This is a genomic window from Paenibacillus sp. UMB7766-LJ446 (genome assembly GCF_030226665.1).
Taxonomy (GTDB): domain Bacteria; phylum Bacillota; class Bacilli; order Paenibacillales; family Paenibacillaceae; genus Paenibacillus; species Paenibacillus vandeheii.
Genome location: NZ_JASOYM010000002.1, coordinates 603,764 through 616,112 on the forward strand (window position 1 = coordinate 603,764; position 12,349 = coordinate 616,112).

Annotated in this window: 11 protein-coding genes, 2 pseudogenes and 1 riboswitch; of the genes and pseudogenes, 8 read left to right on the forward strand and 5 right to left on the reverse strand. The window is 44.3% G+C overall.

Going from position 1 to position 12,349, the window contains the following annotated elements:
- Positions 1-27: 27 nt before the first annotated feature.
- The gene (locus QP794_RS07465; RefSeq protein WP_024630055.1) at positions 28-987 is read left to right on the forward strand and encodes an L-threonine 3-dehydrogenase; all 960 of its coding nucleotides are present in this window, start codon (positions 28-30) and stop codon (positions 985-987) included.
- A 622-nt stretch (positions 988-1,609) separates the two neighbouring features.
- On the opposite strand, the pseudogene QP794_RS07470 reads toward QP794_RS07465, so the two are convergent.
- Positions 1,610-2,509 (reverse strand): annotated as a pseudogene (locus QP794_RS07470) (AraC family transcriptional regulator).
- Positions 2,510-2,705: 196 nt separating this feature from the next.
- Here QP794_RS07470 and QP794_RS07475 point away from each other — a divergent pair.
- On the forward strand, positions 2,706-3,545 hold the full coding sequence (locus tag QP794_RS07475; RefSeq protein WP_285075641.1) for an SDR family NAD(P)-dependent oxidoreductase: 840 nt from the start codon (positions 2,706-2,708) through the stop codon (positions 3,543-3,545).
- Positions 3,546-3,619: 74 nt separating this feature from the next.
- On the opposite strand, the gene QP794_RS07480 is transcribed toward QP794_RS07475, so the two are convergent.
- Entirely contained in the window at positions 3,620-3,922 is a 303-nt protein-coding gene (locus QP794_RS07480) for an alcohol dehydrogenase catalytic domain-containing protein (protein ID WP_285075642.1), read from the reverse strand.
- A gap of 83 nt (positions 3,923-4,005) precedes the next feature.
- Here QP794_RS07480 and QP794_RS07485 point away from each other — a divergent pair.
- The 4 genes and pseudogenes from QP794_RS07485 to QP794_RS07500 form a co-directional block, all read left to right on the forward strand.
- Positions 4,006-4,773, forward strand: a pseudogene (locus QP794_RS07485) (cytochrome P450); the annotation flags it as partial.
- Between the two features lie 7 nt (positions 4,774-4,780).
- Positions 4,781-5,023, forward strand: coding sequence for an alpha/beta hydrolase (locus tag QP794_RS07490; protein WP_285075781.1), 243 nt, complete (start codon positions 4,781-4,783; stop codon positions 5,021-5,023).
- A 3-nt stretch (positions 5,024-5,026) separates the two neighbouring features.
- A complete protein-coding gene (locus QP794_RS07495; protein WP_285075643.1) occupies positions 5,027-5,803 on the forward strand; it encodes an alpha/beta hydrolase in 777 nt (258 codons plus the stop codon).
- On the forward strand, positions 5,769-6,275 hold the full coding sequence (locus QP794_RS07500) for an S-layer homology domain-containing protein (protein WP_285075644.1): 507 nt from the start codon (positions 5,769-5,771) through the stop codon (positions 6,273-6,275). The genes QP794_RS07495 and QP794_RS07500 overlap by 35 nt, the downstream gene beginning before the upstream one ends.
- A gap of 655 nt (positions 6,276-6,930) precedes the next feature.
- Here QP794_RS07500 and QP794_RS07505 read toward each other — a convergent pair.
- The 3 genes from QP794_RS07505 to QP794_RS07515 form a co-directional block, all read right to left on the reverse strand.
- Entirely contained in the window at positions 6,931-8,043 is a 1,113-nt protein-coding gene (locus QP794_RS07505) for a GerAB/ArcD/ProY family transporter (RefSeq protein ID WP_285075645.1), read from the reverse strand.
- A 231-nt stretch (positions 8,044-8,274) separates the two neighbouring features.
- A complete protein-coding gene (locus QP794_RS07510; RefSeq protein ID WP_285075646.1) occupies positions 8,275-9,468 on the reverse strand; it encodes a Ger(x)C family spore germination protein in 1,194 nt (397 codons plus the stop codon).
- A gap of 8 nt (positions 9,469-9,476) precedes the next feature.
- Positions 9,477-11,063, reverse strand: a complete 1,587-nt coding sequence (locus tag QP794_RS07515) for a spore germination protein (RefSeq protein ID WP_285075647.1) — start codon at positions 11,061-11,063, stop codon at positions 9,477-9,479.
- Between the two features lie 186 nt (positions 11,064-11,249).
- On the opposite strand from QP794_RS07515, the gene QP794_RS07520 reads away from it, so the two are divergent.
- Together QP794_RS07520 and QP794_RS07525 are read left to right on the forward strand one after the other, a co-directional pair.
- Positions 11,250-11,417, forward strand: a complete 168-nt coding sequence (locus tag QP794_RS07520; protein ID WP_179283166.1) for a hypothetical protein — start codon at positions 11,250-11,252, stop codon at positions 11,415-11,417.
- Positions 11,418-11,449: 32 nt separating this feature from the next.
- Positions 11,450-11,899, forward strand: a complete 450-nt coding sequence (locus tag QP794_RS07525) for a PTS sugar transporter subunit IIA (RefSeq protein WP_285075648.1) — start codon at positions 11,450-11,452, stop codon at positions 11,897-11,899.
- A 348-nt stretch (positions 11,900-12,247) separates the two neighbouring features.
- Positions 12,248-12,338: riboswitch (cyclic di-GMP riboswitch) on the forward strand.
- Positions 12,339-12,349: the final 11 nt, after the last annotated feature.

Consider the following 12,349-nt stretch of genomic DNA (forward strand, 5'->3'; position numbering starts at 1 on the left):
GGGAGTATATTTCGGGAGGAATGTCTTATGAACAAGATTTTGGTGACCGGAGCACTGGGCCAAATCGGTTCTGAGTTAGTTGTTAAATTACGTGAAATTTATGGTGCGGATCACGTCGTTGCTACGGATCTCAGGTCATCAGCCCACGAAATTACCCGATCCGGGCCATTCGAGCTGCTGGACGTGACGAATGATAAGGCGATGTTCGAAATCGCCAAGCGGTACGAAGTTGATACCGTCATCCATTTGGCTGCGCTGCTGTCGGCTACCGCAGAGGAGAAACCGCTGCTTGCCTGGAATTTGAATATGGGCGGATTGATGAATGCACTTGAAGTATCCAGGGAGCTCGGCTGCCAATTTTTCACTCCAAGCTCCATTGGATCTTTTGGTCCTTCGACTCCGAAAGACAATACCCCGCAGGATACGATCCAGAGGCCCAATACGATGTACGGCGTGAACAAAGTGTCCGGCGAACTGCTTTGTGATTATTATTTTCACAAATACGGCCTGGATACCAGGGGGCTGCGATTCCCGGGTTTGATATCTTATATGACGCCTCCCGGCGGAGGAACGACGGATTACGCGGTGGAAATTTATTACGCAGCCGTGACGGCTGGCCGGTATACATCTTATATCGCCAAGGACTCAAACATGGACATGATGTATATGCCGGATGCCCTGAACGCTATCATCGAATTGATGGAAGCGGATTCTTCCCGGTTGATGCACCGAAATTCATTTAATGTCACCGCAATGAGCGTGGATCCGGAGGCAATCGCTGCAGCGATTCGGGATGAGTTTCCCGGCTTTATCCTCGATTATGACGTTGATCCGAAGAGACAGGCGATTGCCGATAGCTGGCCGCATTCCATTGATGCGACGGCAGCGAAGACAGAATGGGGATTTCATGCCCGCTACGACCTGAAGGCCATGACGAAGGATATGCTTTCACAGTTAAGCGAGAGACAAATGCTTCGCAAGGCTTAAAGTTATTATGAATTCGCTGTGCAAAGCAAATAGAAATACAAAAGAAGCTACATCAAGAGGTTTGGCGTTACCCGGACCTTTTGTTGCAGCTTCTTTTTTCATCCTCCAGCCCAGACATTTCCGTGGTCTGTGGCTTATCAGATCAAGAACAGTTATTTTCCTGATTAAAGGCAAGAACTCTGTTTCCATTGTTGAAAAGGTTAAGAACGAACAAGGTTTTAACGTCCATTAGTATAAGTATCTGTTTCATTAAGCTAACGGGCAGTTTAGTTGAGGATTAATTAGGGGGTACCTTATCATAAATAGGCCGAAATTTTCGTTTTGGCGCTGAAAATAGCATTCAAAAAGCACATGAAAAAAGGTTCACTAAGCGGGCTCCCACTATTCTGAGGGTGCCCGCTTTAATTTTTGGACGATTTTAGTTGAGGCTTAGGCTACATCAATAGGGAAGATGAGGAAGTGCTGCAAGCCATCAGCTACCATCAAGGCTCGGCTGTAAGTCCGGCTGCCCCCTTATTCTATTGAAAATTGAGGTTGCAAATGCCGCCATCCCTATTATGTGGCCTTGATTCGTTGGGGGGGAGGGTAGCTACGTAAAAGGTCTGGATGCAGCTTGATCTTATTAGCTGAACCGCTTGATATCACTCACCGGAGAGAAGCCGAACAGGCGCGCATATTCTCGGCTGAATTGGGAAGGGCTTTCATAACCTACCTCAAACGCGATATCTGCTACGTGGGTGGATTCGGTTAACAGGCGACGGCGTGCTTCCTGCAATCGAATTTGCTTCTGATACTGTACCGGAGTCATGGTAGTCACTTCTTTGAAGTGACGATATAACGAAGAGGAGCTCATGTTCGCCAGATCAGCTAATTCTTCGATGCGCAGCGGATGGTTGTAATCCCTTTTGATCCGCTCGATCACCTCTGCAATGGAGGCGTAATTGCTTCCAGCCATGGCAATTTGCTTGAAGACATCCCCTTGATCATCGCTAAGGAGTCTGTAAATAATCTCACGTATGATGAGGGGAGCCAGTGCGGGAATGTCCTTCGGCGTCTCTAATAAGCCTACCAGTCTAACGGCTGCATCGAGTAGGGTATTATTCATTTTGCCTACGAATAGCCCTCAGTGATATCTATTGGTGCTGTCGGGAAGCAATTCTGTCTCCTTCATGATTTGAAAGATTTGGCTGGCCTCTAAATCTAGACGAATCGCTAAGTATGGAGATTCAGGTGAGGGCTGAGTGGCCCGGCCGGTTATAGGTACATCTAGGGACACCGCAAGGTAATCGGATACCCCGTATCGGTAGCGCTCATCGGCGAGCATGATAACCTTCTCGCCTTGGGCAACAATGCATAGCGAAGGTTTTTGAATTCTGCATATCGGAACCTCAGAGTGAGAATCGCGAACCAGATGTAAAGAGGGGATTAGGGTAGCGTGGTCGCCATCTGCACCAGAGAACTTTTCGATGAGTTGCGCAAGCTCCAATTGTTTATAGTATGTTTTTTGAGCGCCATCTAGCATGTGAATCCCTCCCTTTACTGTGTTCCATTATAAATTCTTGAACTGTGTTTGTTAAGCTGGGTGAGAATAATAGGCAAGAACGTGAGAGTAATAGTCTAACGGAATATTGCCTGGCAGGAGCATAATAAGGTTGTTCCAACAGAACCGGCGGCAATCGCCAATTACGCAATAGTGATTATTCATTGGAGGAGAAAATATGTCACATGATAAAGTATGGTACGTGACCGGTGCTTCGAAAGGACTGGGACTATCCTTAGTGAGAAAATTGATTGAGCTCGGATATAGAGTCGCTGCAACTTCACGTAATATAGAAGATTTAAAGCAAGCTGTTGGTGAGGCGCCAGAAGGACAATTCCTGCCCTTAGCGGTTGATCTGACCCAAGCGGATTCGATTAAGGCGTCTGTGAATAAAACGTATGAACAGTTCGGGCAAATAGATGTGGCCGTTAACAATGCAGGCTATGGCATCGGTGGTGCGATCGAGGAATTGTCGGAGAAGGAAATCATGGCCAATTTTGAAGTTAACGTATTTGGACCGATTTATGTCATTCAAAGTGTACTGCCCTATATGCGGAAGCAGCGCTCAGGGCACATTTTCAATATCGCGTCAATCGCTGGCTTCGCTCCGCATATGGGCTGGAGTGTGTACGCAGCGACGAAGTTTTCGCTAATGGGGTTGACGGAAGTGCTTGCCCAGGATGTGCATTCTCTGGGGATCAAAGTGACGGCAGTAGCACCCGGAGGCTTCAGAACGGAGTTCAATAAGTCTAATTCCCTGGTTTTATCCTCTAGTAAAATTGAGGATTACGGCGAGCTCCATGCTGGGCACAAGCAATTCGTAGCGCAAGATGGAAAGCAGCTTGGTGATCCTGAAAAAGCGGCAGAGGTGTTCATTGATCTGGCGAAATCGCCGAACCCTCCGGTTCAATTGTTTATAGGCAGTGATGCTTACCGGAGAGCGTCCGAGAAGTTGGATCAATTGCGTGAAGAGTTGGAAGCGTACAAGGACATCAGCTTCCGAACTGATTTTGAATAAGCGGGATCACTATCCTGTGAAGAAGGAAAAGAGGTCGGTGTTCTACCTTTCCAGGGTGTTTTATCTTTGGTTTATCAGGAAACAAACTGGTGGGACAAGAGCCTGTAAGTGAATTGTGGTATCCAGGCAGCTTCGGCTCCTGCTTTAATTGTTGCCGCATCTTCAAAAGTGAGATTTTCAGGCATTTTTATCAGCTCTTGGGCTTTAGCAACTCCATATTCCGCATAAGCGCCTCTGATCATACCGAAAATACGATCTCCAGGCGTGAACTCCGTTACACTTTGTCCTACCTCTTCGATAGCGCCTGAAGCGTAAACCAGGAGGGTAGGGCATAGGAAAAACATTTTGAAGCCAACCGTTACGAATTTTATAGTCAAGTGGACCCAATCCTTAGAATAATATTAGCATGATTTCGTCAAATTAAAGCATAACTATATTAAGTACAACGGAGGGTATCGCAATGACGACAATTTCACAACCTAAAACTTTTGGCCCTCTCGGTAATCTGCCCTTAATCGACAGGGATAAACCCATTCAATCTTTCGTCAAGCTGGCAGATGAATTCGGTCCTATTTTCCGCTTTGATCTTCCGAACGGAAGTGCCATATTTATTTCAGGACCCGACTTGGTTGCTGATGCGTGTGATCAATCCCGGTTTGATAAATTTTTAGCCCCAGTGTTAAAGGAAAGTCGTAAAGTTGCAGGTGATGCCTTGTTCACAGCGGAAACGCAATAACCAAATTGGCAAAAGGCACACCAAATATTACTTCCAAGCTTTAGCCAATCCGCAATGCGCGGCTACCATGATATGATGGTCGATATTGCAGTACAACTCATTCAAAAGTGGGCACGCTTAAACGAAGACGAGACTGTAGATGTTCCAGAAGATATGACTCGTCTGACACTCGATACCATCGGATTATGCGGATTTAACTATCGCTTTAACAGTTTCTATCGCGACTTACCGCATCCCTTCATTCAAAGCATGGTAAGGTCACTTTCAGAAACCATGAGTAGAGTGCAGCGCATGTCAATTCAAAATAAATTGATGGTTATTAACAATATGCAATTCAATAAAGACAAACAAACCATGTATTCGTTAGTAGATAAAATAATATCTGAAAGAAGAGCATCTGGTCAACAAGATGAGGGCGACCTTCTTTCGCGTATGTTGTACAGCGTAGACCCGGTGACAGGCGAGAAATTGGATGATGAGAACATACGGTATGGTCAAATTGGGGGGGACAGCGGGTGGAGAACAACTTTTTGCCCCTAATTTTAAAACATGGTCCTACGACGATCTGGCCTTGTCTAAAAAGGAAAAACAATATCCGGTTTTATTCTTTTCTCATGGAGCAGGCGCTTACCCGCAGCAAGGCACCTTGTTCTCTCAAGACCTGGCAAGCGCCGGCTATATTGTGGTATCAATCGGGCATCCGGGGAGCGGTGTGTCCAAACTGAAGGATGGACGAACATAGGGTATGACAAATGAATTTTTGGACGACATCGTAAAGTATACCATGGAATTTGCCGGCTTAATCACGCCCCAAATATCGATCCTGACTGAGAAGCTTGGGGAAGAACAAGCAATCGAGGTTTCTCGGCAGTTGACTTCCGCGCCTGAAGCCGTCAATTTTGCGAAATATGCCGTTTTACAGAGCGAGGATATTAGCTATGTCGCAGATCGTTTATACGAAATGAACTCAGGTGACATTGATTCCATATTTAAAGGTAGACTGCAGCTTGAAATCGGTATGGGTGTGTTTGGGCATTCTTTCGGAGGAACGACAGCGGCACTCGTTAGCCGTGACGATGACCGATTTGTCGGAGCTGTAAATCTTGACGGCAATATGATAGGCGCGCTGGATAGCGACTTTAAGAAACCTTTCATGCAGCTAGGTACCGTACTTGCCTATAATACGAATGCTTTCCTTCTTGAATCGAACAGTAAGGAAACGTACTTTGCCATTATTGATAATGTGGTTCATAGTGACTTCTCCGACTCGTTGTATACTGGGGGAGAGGCTCCCAGAGGAACCCGGGACGCTATGGAACAACGCACCATTATTTCCTCTTATACAAAGGCGTTTTTTGATAGATATTTGTTAAAAAAGGAAGCGGAAATTGAAAACCTGACCTTTGACGGCGTAGAAATGATTAAGAGGTCTCAAACATTTGTGGACATCCAAAATTATGGTTGGGCGCGGGAGGCTATAGAGTACTTTGTCTGCGCGCGGTGTCATCACTGGTGTAATTGAGAACCGCTTTAGCCCATCGGCTTCGGTTACTCGGGCGGACTTTATCCTGATGTTGGTCAGGGCACTTGGCCTTAATGAGTCAGGAAACGGTTGGGCTACGGATACCGGTATCAGCTTCTCAGATGTGGATTCCGATTCTTACTATGCCGATGCACTGCACATTGCAAAGAGCATGGGGATAGCAAATGGCCAGGATAATAATCACTTCCGCCCCGAGTCCGAAATATCTAGACAAGATATGATGGTGCTTATTGAGCGAGCGCTTAAGCTTGTCGGCAAGGATATGGATAAGGGAAGCGAGAATCTGTTGGAACGTTTCTCGGACTGGTCTAGCGTAGCCGAATATGCGCAGAAAAGTATCGCCACACTGGTTGCTAATGATATTATTACCGGAGATGGGACAAAATTGAAGCCTTTAGCATCATCGTCCCGGGCGGAAGCAGCGGTGATGATTTACAGAGTCATTCACTAACTCGCTGCAGTCCTATTGTTATCAGAAAGCCGAGAGTCCTTGATTAATAAGATTTCTCGGTTTTTTTGTCACTCCTAGAAGTTCTACGAGTAAACTGCCTTAGGGTCTTAAGTTAACGTTAGAATTTATCATGCAACAGATCTCGAATTACGAAAATCGGGGTAATGAAGCTGTCGTAGAGGCAAGTGTACCTCAATGGAACGAAATTGAACAAATAAGAGATAACAGTTTCCCGAATATAGCAATAAAATATATTAAATGTGAAAATTCTTCATCAAAAAAGGTCTATATGAACTACTTCGCAATGGTCTCAATAACATTAGCAATACCAAACTGGATACTAAGCTTCTTTTTGCTGCACTCAATCCTGAAAAAGAAGGAACATTCTCAACTAATTTTCTAATTAATTTCTACAACGTAAATTCAGAAGTGTCGCGGGACAAGAACATTGTTCCATTCAAAGTCGCTATTTTAGCGACTTTTCGTATTAACAAACCAAAGTATATTTTAGAAAAAAATAAACAACCGTTCCCCGGCTGAATACCGAGAAGCGGTCTGCTTAAACATCTTTTAGTCCTATCTCCTTGGCAGGGGTATGACCAATTTTCAGTTTTTTTGTAATTACAATATCGAAGTACTTCTAAACAGGTATTCTTTAACTGTCGGTCTCTGGCTGATTAGTGTTCTTCTTCAGCTTACCAAAACGAATCCGGTCCACCAGATAATATAAGACAGGAGTCACTCCTGTAAAAAGAAGAAATGCCGTCTCACTCCGATTGGTGACATCCTCCAAGTGGGCTGTAGATTTGAACATATTAATCGACATGATCACCATGGCAACAGACATAATGTAAGAAAACGGTTTATGATCATTCATTCCAACTAAGTGAGCAAATCCCTTTACGGATATAAGCAGGAAGAGAGATATCTTCAGAAATATACTAAACAGCCAAAAGACAATCAGCAGCGGATCCAAATTTTCCAGGAAAACCCCCGCATGAATATAACGAATCAATTCTAATGTCGGATAGGTTAGATTTGCTGTTAGTTCTGAACCAAATAACAATAAGCATACTAGAAGGACAGCAAGTATAACCACAACAGCTGTAGCCATAGCCCCTATTAGTGATTTCATTAACTTGTCAGTACCAACAAAATACGGAAATAGATACACGATAAAAGCCATTTCGCTGAATAGGGCCACGACGATCATTGTACCATTCCATATTCCAGCTGGCTGCCCAGCTGTAACCAATGCAACGGCCATGTCTATATTTATCTCTTTCGAGGCGAATAGGGGGAATGCCAGGACTGAGATTAAGCTTAAGAAGAACACGCCTTGAGCGCTTTGAAATAACGTAACTGGGCCTGAACGAACCCCTCGGGCTACACAAAAACCGAATAAAATTGCTACAGGCCAGTCAGGTGTCCCAGGTAAGTATATTTGTACGACAAAATCAATAAACTGGCGCATGATAAATGCGGCTGAGAACAGATTGACAAAGATGACGATCAGAAACAGCGGATAATGGATCCATCTGCCCAAGATGTCCTTACCATACTGTCCTAGAAAATGTGTAGGTCTGCGAAGACATAACCTATAAGTTAGATAAGCTATGAGAAGCCCGATTAGACTTCCGAGTAATACCGACACCCAAGACAAATATCCGGCATTTTTAACCAAGGGACCGATAAAGAACCCGATCGTACTTGAGAAAAGGAATTGAGTAAAGAACATGTACACCTGAAGCGATGTTATTTTTCCCATGGGGCCTCCTTCAATCTCCGATGAATAAGAACCTCTGTATGGGCTCAAAAATAAACGAGATAATCAGCCCAAGGGACCACCGATCCTTTAAGGCATAAGTAACTTCCATCCCGATGAACATGACTAGCCATAAACACGACAGAATTATGACACCGCGCATAGAACGTTTATTTTTCCTTAGATATCTCCATTCTAAAATACCTACTGCACCATAAATAATGGCTATCAGAATCATTTGTCTTCCTCCGCATCCGGCAGGATTCTGTTCCACTGAGGTCTCTGTGACGTACCGAACCATTTAACAGAAATATTAACCCTAGGATCTACTCTCACCTGGTCAGCGTAACGCTCTCCCCACTCGTGCCTAAGGTCCTTCCACCTTCCCGGATATCTCCATTTAATATAATCTGCGAACTGAAAAACATCTGATTTCAATTTCTTAGATACGGCCACAGCTCGGCGGATGCGGTCTTTGATTTTCTCATTTAGCAGCAGTTCAAGCTTTCGAAGCTCAGTCGGTTCAGTGACATCTATAGCTGATTCTGTTCCCAGAATGCCCGCCATTGCTTTACATTCAATTTGAATTGAAATGTCGTCACCATGAACTTGTGCCTTTAAGTGAGTCCTAGCATTCCGGATTAAAAAGTTGACCGGCTTGTTATCCGTAGGAGAATTAACATCATACAAAGAATAGTTTAACTGCTTGAGAACCCATAGAGCGCCTTGAGTTTCCTCGTCAGTTAATTTGCCTATCATTTTACCGTTCCTGATAACTCCCGCCCCATCCGTACCCATCCAGTTCTCTTTATTTTCTTCAGATTCAACGCCTTTTCTACCAAAAACAAGCATGGGAATAACAAGATCACCGCGATTAAAGGCAGACATCAGCATATCCTTCACTGTGACCATTATTGTCTGACGCTCCTTGGCAAATTGCGTGAGAATGTCTGTCGGGAATTCTTCGAACGTAACAGGAATGGAGGTTATACTTTTCGCTTTATCCTCGCTAATGAACAGGTAAGCATTAATATGGATCGCGAATTCACGTGCAGCGAAATCGACTACAGGCTTTATCCCCGACTGGGCAAATTCCTTGCCCATTACAATATGTCTCAGTTGACCGAAGGTAACTCTGCGGGACAAATCGGCTTGTATTTTCTGAAAAGCTTCTCCAACATCTCTCCCTGTTTTTGTTACAAAAGTAAACGGTTTAGACGAAGACCCTCCGCCCCCGGCTTTAGAAGTGCTTGACAGTCTGTTCGGCAACGGAAATCCCAATGTCATTTCTATACCCTCGTTGGTTCTATCAAGCAACATAACCCTGGCGAATGCTCTGTCATTTATTTCAATCTTGGACCAACAACCGCATAAAATAAATACAGGGATACATGCCAAAAAAAGTTTCAGGAGCTTTAACATATACATATCTATTTTCACTCCTCCTCTTCTCTTGCATGCCCCCAATTTCGGGTCTTCAAACGCTTACTTCGACCTTTCCCGTCGAAGAAAGAAGGTCTATTCTTCATCCCCCACCATGGGGCTCTTACAATTGTATCCTTAAGATCATTCGTATGAAGTGGTGCTATTGGGGATAAATAGGGCAGGTCAAAAGAGCGAAGTTCGAGCAAATGAATATAGATTAGAATCATTCCGCAGGCGATGCCAATCAATCCAAATGTGCCAGCCAGAATCATGATGGGAAACCGGAGGAGTCGGAAGGCAAGCCCCAAGTCAAAATGGGGAATGATAAAAGAAGCGATACCGGTTAATGCCACAATAATCACCATTGCAGCTGAAACAATACCCGCTTCAACAGCAGCATTGCCGATGATCAAGGCTCCAATAATGGACACGGACTGACCGATTGATTTAGGAATTCGTACCGTTGCTTCTCGCAGAGCTTCGAAAGACAGCTCCATTAGAAAGGCTTCGATCAGTGCGGGAAAGGGTACAATTTCCCTTGAAGAAGCTACCGTAATTAACAGCCTTTCTGGTATTATAACCGGGTGAAATGTCGTTATAGCTACGTATACAGATGGCATTAACAGCGAAATGAACAGAAAGAGCAGTCGAATAGCCCTAATCCAGTTCGCTGCAACAAACCTCTGGTAATAATCTTCTGCTGACTGCAGCATCATGAAGATAGTGACTGGTGCAATAAGAGCAATAGGCGTACCGTCCACAATGATGGCTACTCTTCCTTCCAACAGCGCGGCACTGACCACATCCGGCCGCTCAGTAGACTGCAATTGGGGAAAGGGGGAGAAAGGATAATCTTCTATAAATTCCTCCAGGTAGCTGGAGCCGAGAACGGAGTCAATCTCGATTGCAGATAGCCTCTTTTTCACTTCGTCAACTAAATCCTGCTTGCACTTCCCCTGTAGATACACGATGGCTACGGAGGTCTGAGTCTCCGTGCCAATATGCATCAGATCCATCTTGAACGATGGGGTTTTGAGCCTTCGGCGGATCATGGTTAGATTGGTATCCATACTTTCTATAAAAGCTTCACGTGGCCCTCGAATTACTGCTTCGTTAGGAGCTTCCTGAATAGATCTCTTTTCAAAGGCAGTCACGGAGAGCGCAAGCATGCGGGCCTCTCCGTCCATAAGCAGTAATGCTCCTCCCTCCAACAGGCTTAGGTAGGCTTCCTGCATACTGAAGTGAACACTTTGATGAGCGATTGGGAGCCGCTTGTACACAAAGATATGCATGCTGATATCCTCAGCTGTCCAGGATGGGTCGAACTCTCCCACCGTATTCAGTACGTGCTGTTCGATGGCTTTTAGATCGATCATTCCTTTGATATATAGTAGGGCACATTTCAACCCCGCTCCGGCGACAAAGGTATGAATGGCAAGATCTGAAGAATTCGAGAGATGCTCGCTGAGCCAGTCTAATCTTAGATCAAGATCGACTGTAAGCGGCTCCGTTCTCTGCTGAGTTGTTACAGGTGTGTCGGAGTTTGGAAGGATAATCTCCCAGTTTTTCAATTTCTTCTTAAGCCATTTAAATTGCATTATAGTAACCTCGATAATCAATTTTCACTTATTTTCCCTCGATACCATTTTTTTATACACCTTACTGGGGGAAGAATCTCTGATATATTTAGGACCCTAGCAAAGAACATTAAACATCACATTGGGGATAAGCGAGAGCGCCTGTTCAAATAAATTCTGCTCAGGATTAACTTCAGTCTCATCAACATGGATTCGGGGTTTTACGGTTATGTGTTGCGAATGGTCGCGGGTCTCGTGGTCGGTTTTGTCCTGACCTATATGTGGGGATACCAAACCCGTATGAAATCCGAGGAGTTAACAACACAAGGTACAAAGGATTCCGCAGCTCTTTCTGGTATTGAAGAACTTTGGTAAAAACTCAAATCCATCAATTTTCGAAAGCAGGGATGACTGTGTATAGCCCTGTATCCGGAGAGGTCCTTGATCTTGCATGTGTTGCAGATGAAGCGTTCTCCAGTGAAGCGATGGGCAAAGGGGTCGCGATTATTCCTTCAAACGGAACGATCATATCTCCTGTTGGAGGTGTAGTAACCACGATAACTAAATCGAGACATGCGATTGCGGTCATTAGCAATGATGGTGTGGAGATACTGATTCATGTTGGTCTGGATACGGTCAAGATGAAAGGAGAGGGGTTCTCTCTCAAAGTACAGGAAGGCGATTCGGTGAAGGTTGGTGATATCCTGATTGAAGTGGACTTGGCCAAAATCAATGAAAGAGGTTTTGAATTGATTACTCCGTTGATCATCACGAACTCTGACAATTATGTATCAGTAAGTGGGGTCGCGGCACAAAATATTTCTGCGGGTAGTCCAGTAATTACAATAAAAGTGTAGAGGCAACTCCTTATGTTCCTTAACTTAATGAAGATGATAACAGTGTTTATTATTGGAGATATGATCAAATTGATAATTCAATTAAAATCAATTCTTACGACTGCAGCAGAGGAAGCCCGATTTGGAACATGATTATCAGCATTTGATTGCTTTCTTTGAATATCCTGATAACTTCAGTGGATCATTATGATGCCTCTTACTTAATCTGTTGTAGTATAAGCTCCAGAGAGCTATATTTTTCTTAGTAAAGGAATTGTTATAATCAATCTTCTACTGCAAATTTTCAGATTAGGTTTTTTTATATTCACCTTTCGTGCTATACTGTTCACAAAACTTACATATATACGAGAGATTTTGGGGCAAACTGGTTGAAAAGCCGGGACGCAAAGGCATGGGTCGTCGATTTCAACCGGGAAATAACGATTGCCAGTCTGCATTCATTCAGACTAA

Coding starts and splice junctions, on each gene's coding strand:
- QP794_RS07465 (WP_024630055.1), top strand. CDS start 28: ATGAACAAGATTTTGGTGACCGGAGCACTGGGCCAAATCGGTTCTGAG.
- QP794_RS07475 (WP_285075641.1), top strand. CDS start 2,706: ATGTCACATGATAAAGTATGGTACGTGACCGGTGCTTCGAAAGGACTG.
- QP794_RS07495 (WP_285075643.1), top strand. CDS start 5,027: ATGACAAATGAATTTTTGGACGACATCGTAAAGTATACCATGGAATTT.
- QP794_RS07505 (WP_285075645.1), bottom strand. CDS start 8,043: ATGGGAAAAATAACATCGCTTCAGGTGTACATGTTCTTTACTCAATTC.
- QP794_RS07510 (WP_285075646.1), bottom strand. CDS start 9,468: ATGTATATGTTAAAGCTCCTGAAACTTTTTTTGGCATGTATCCCTGTA.
- QP794_RS07515 (WP_285075647.1), bottom strand. CDS start 11,063: ATGCAATTTAAATGGCTTAAGAAGAAATTGAAAAACTGGGAGATTATC.
- QP794_RS07520 (WP_179283166.1), top strand. CDS start 11,250: ATGGATTCGGGGTTTTACGGTTATGTGTTGCGAATGGTCGCGGGTCTC.
- QP794_RS07525 (WP_285075648.1), top strand. CDS start 11,450: ATGACTGTGTATAGCCCTGTATCCGGAGAGGTCCTTGATCTTGCATGT.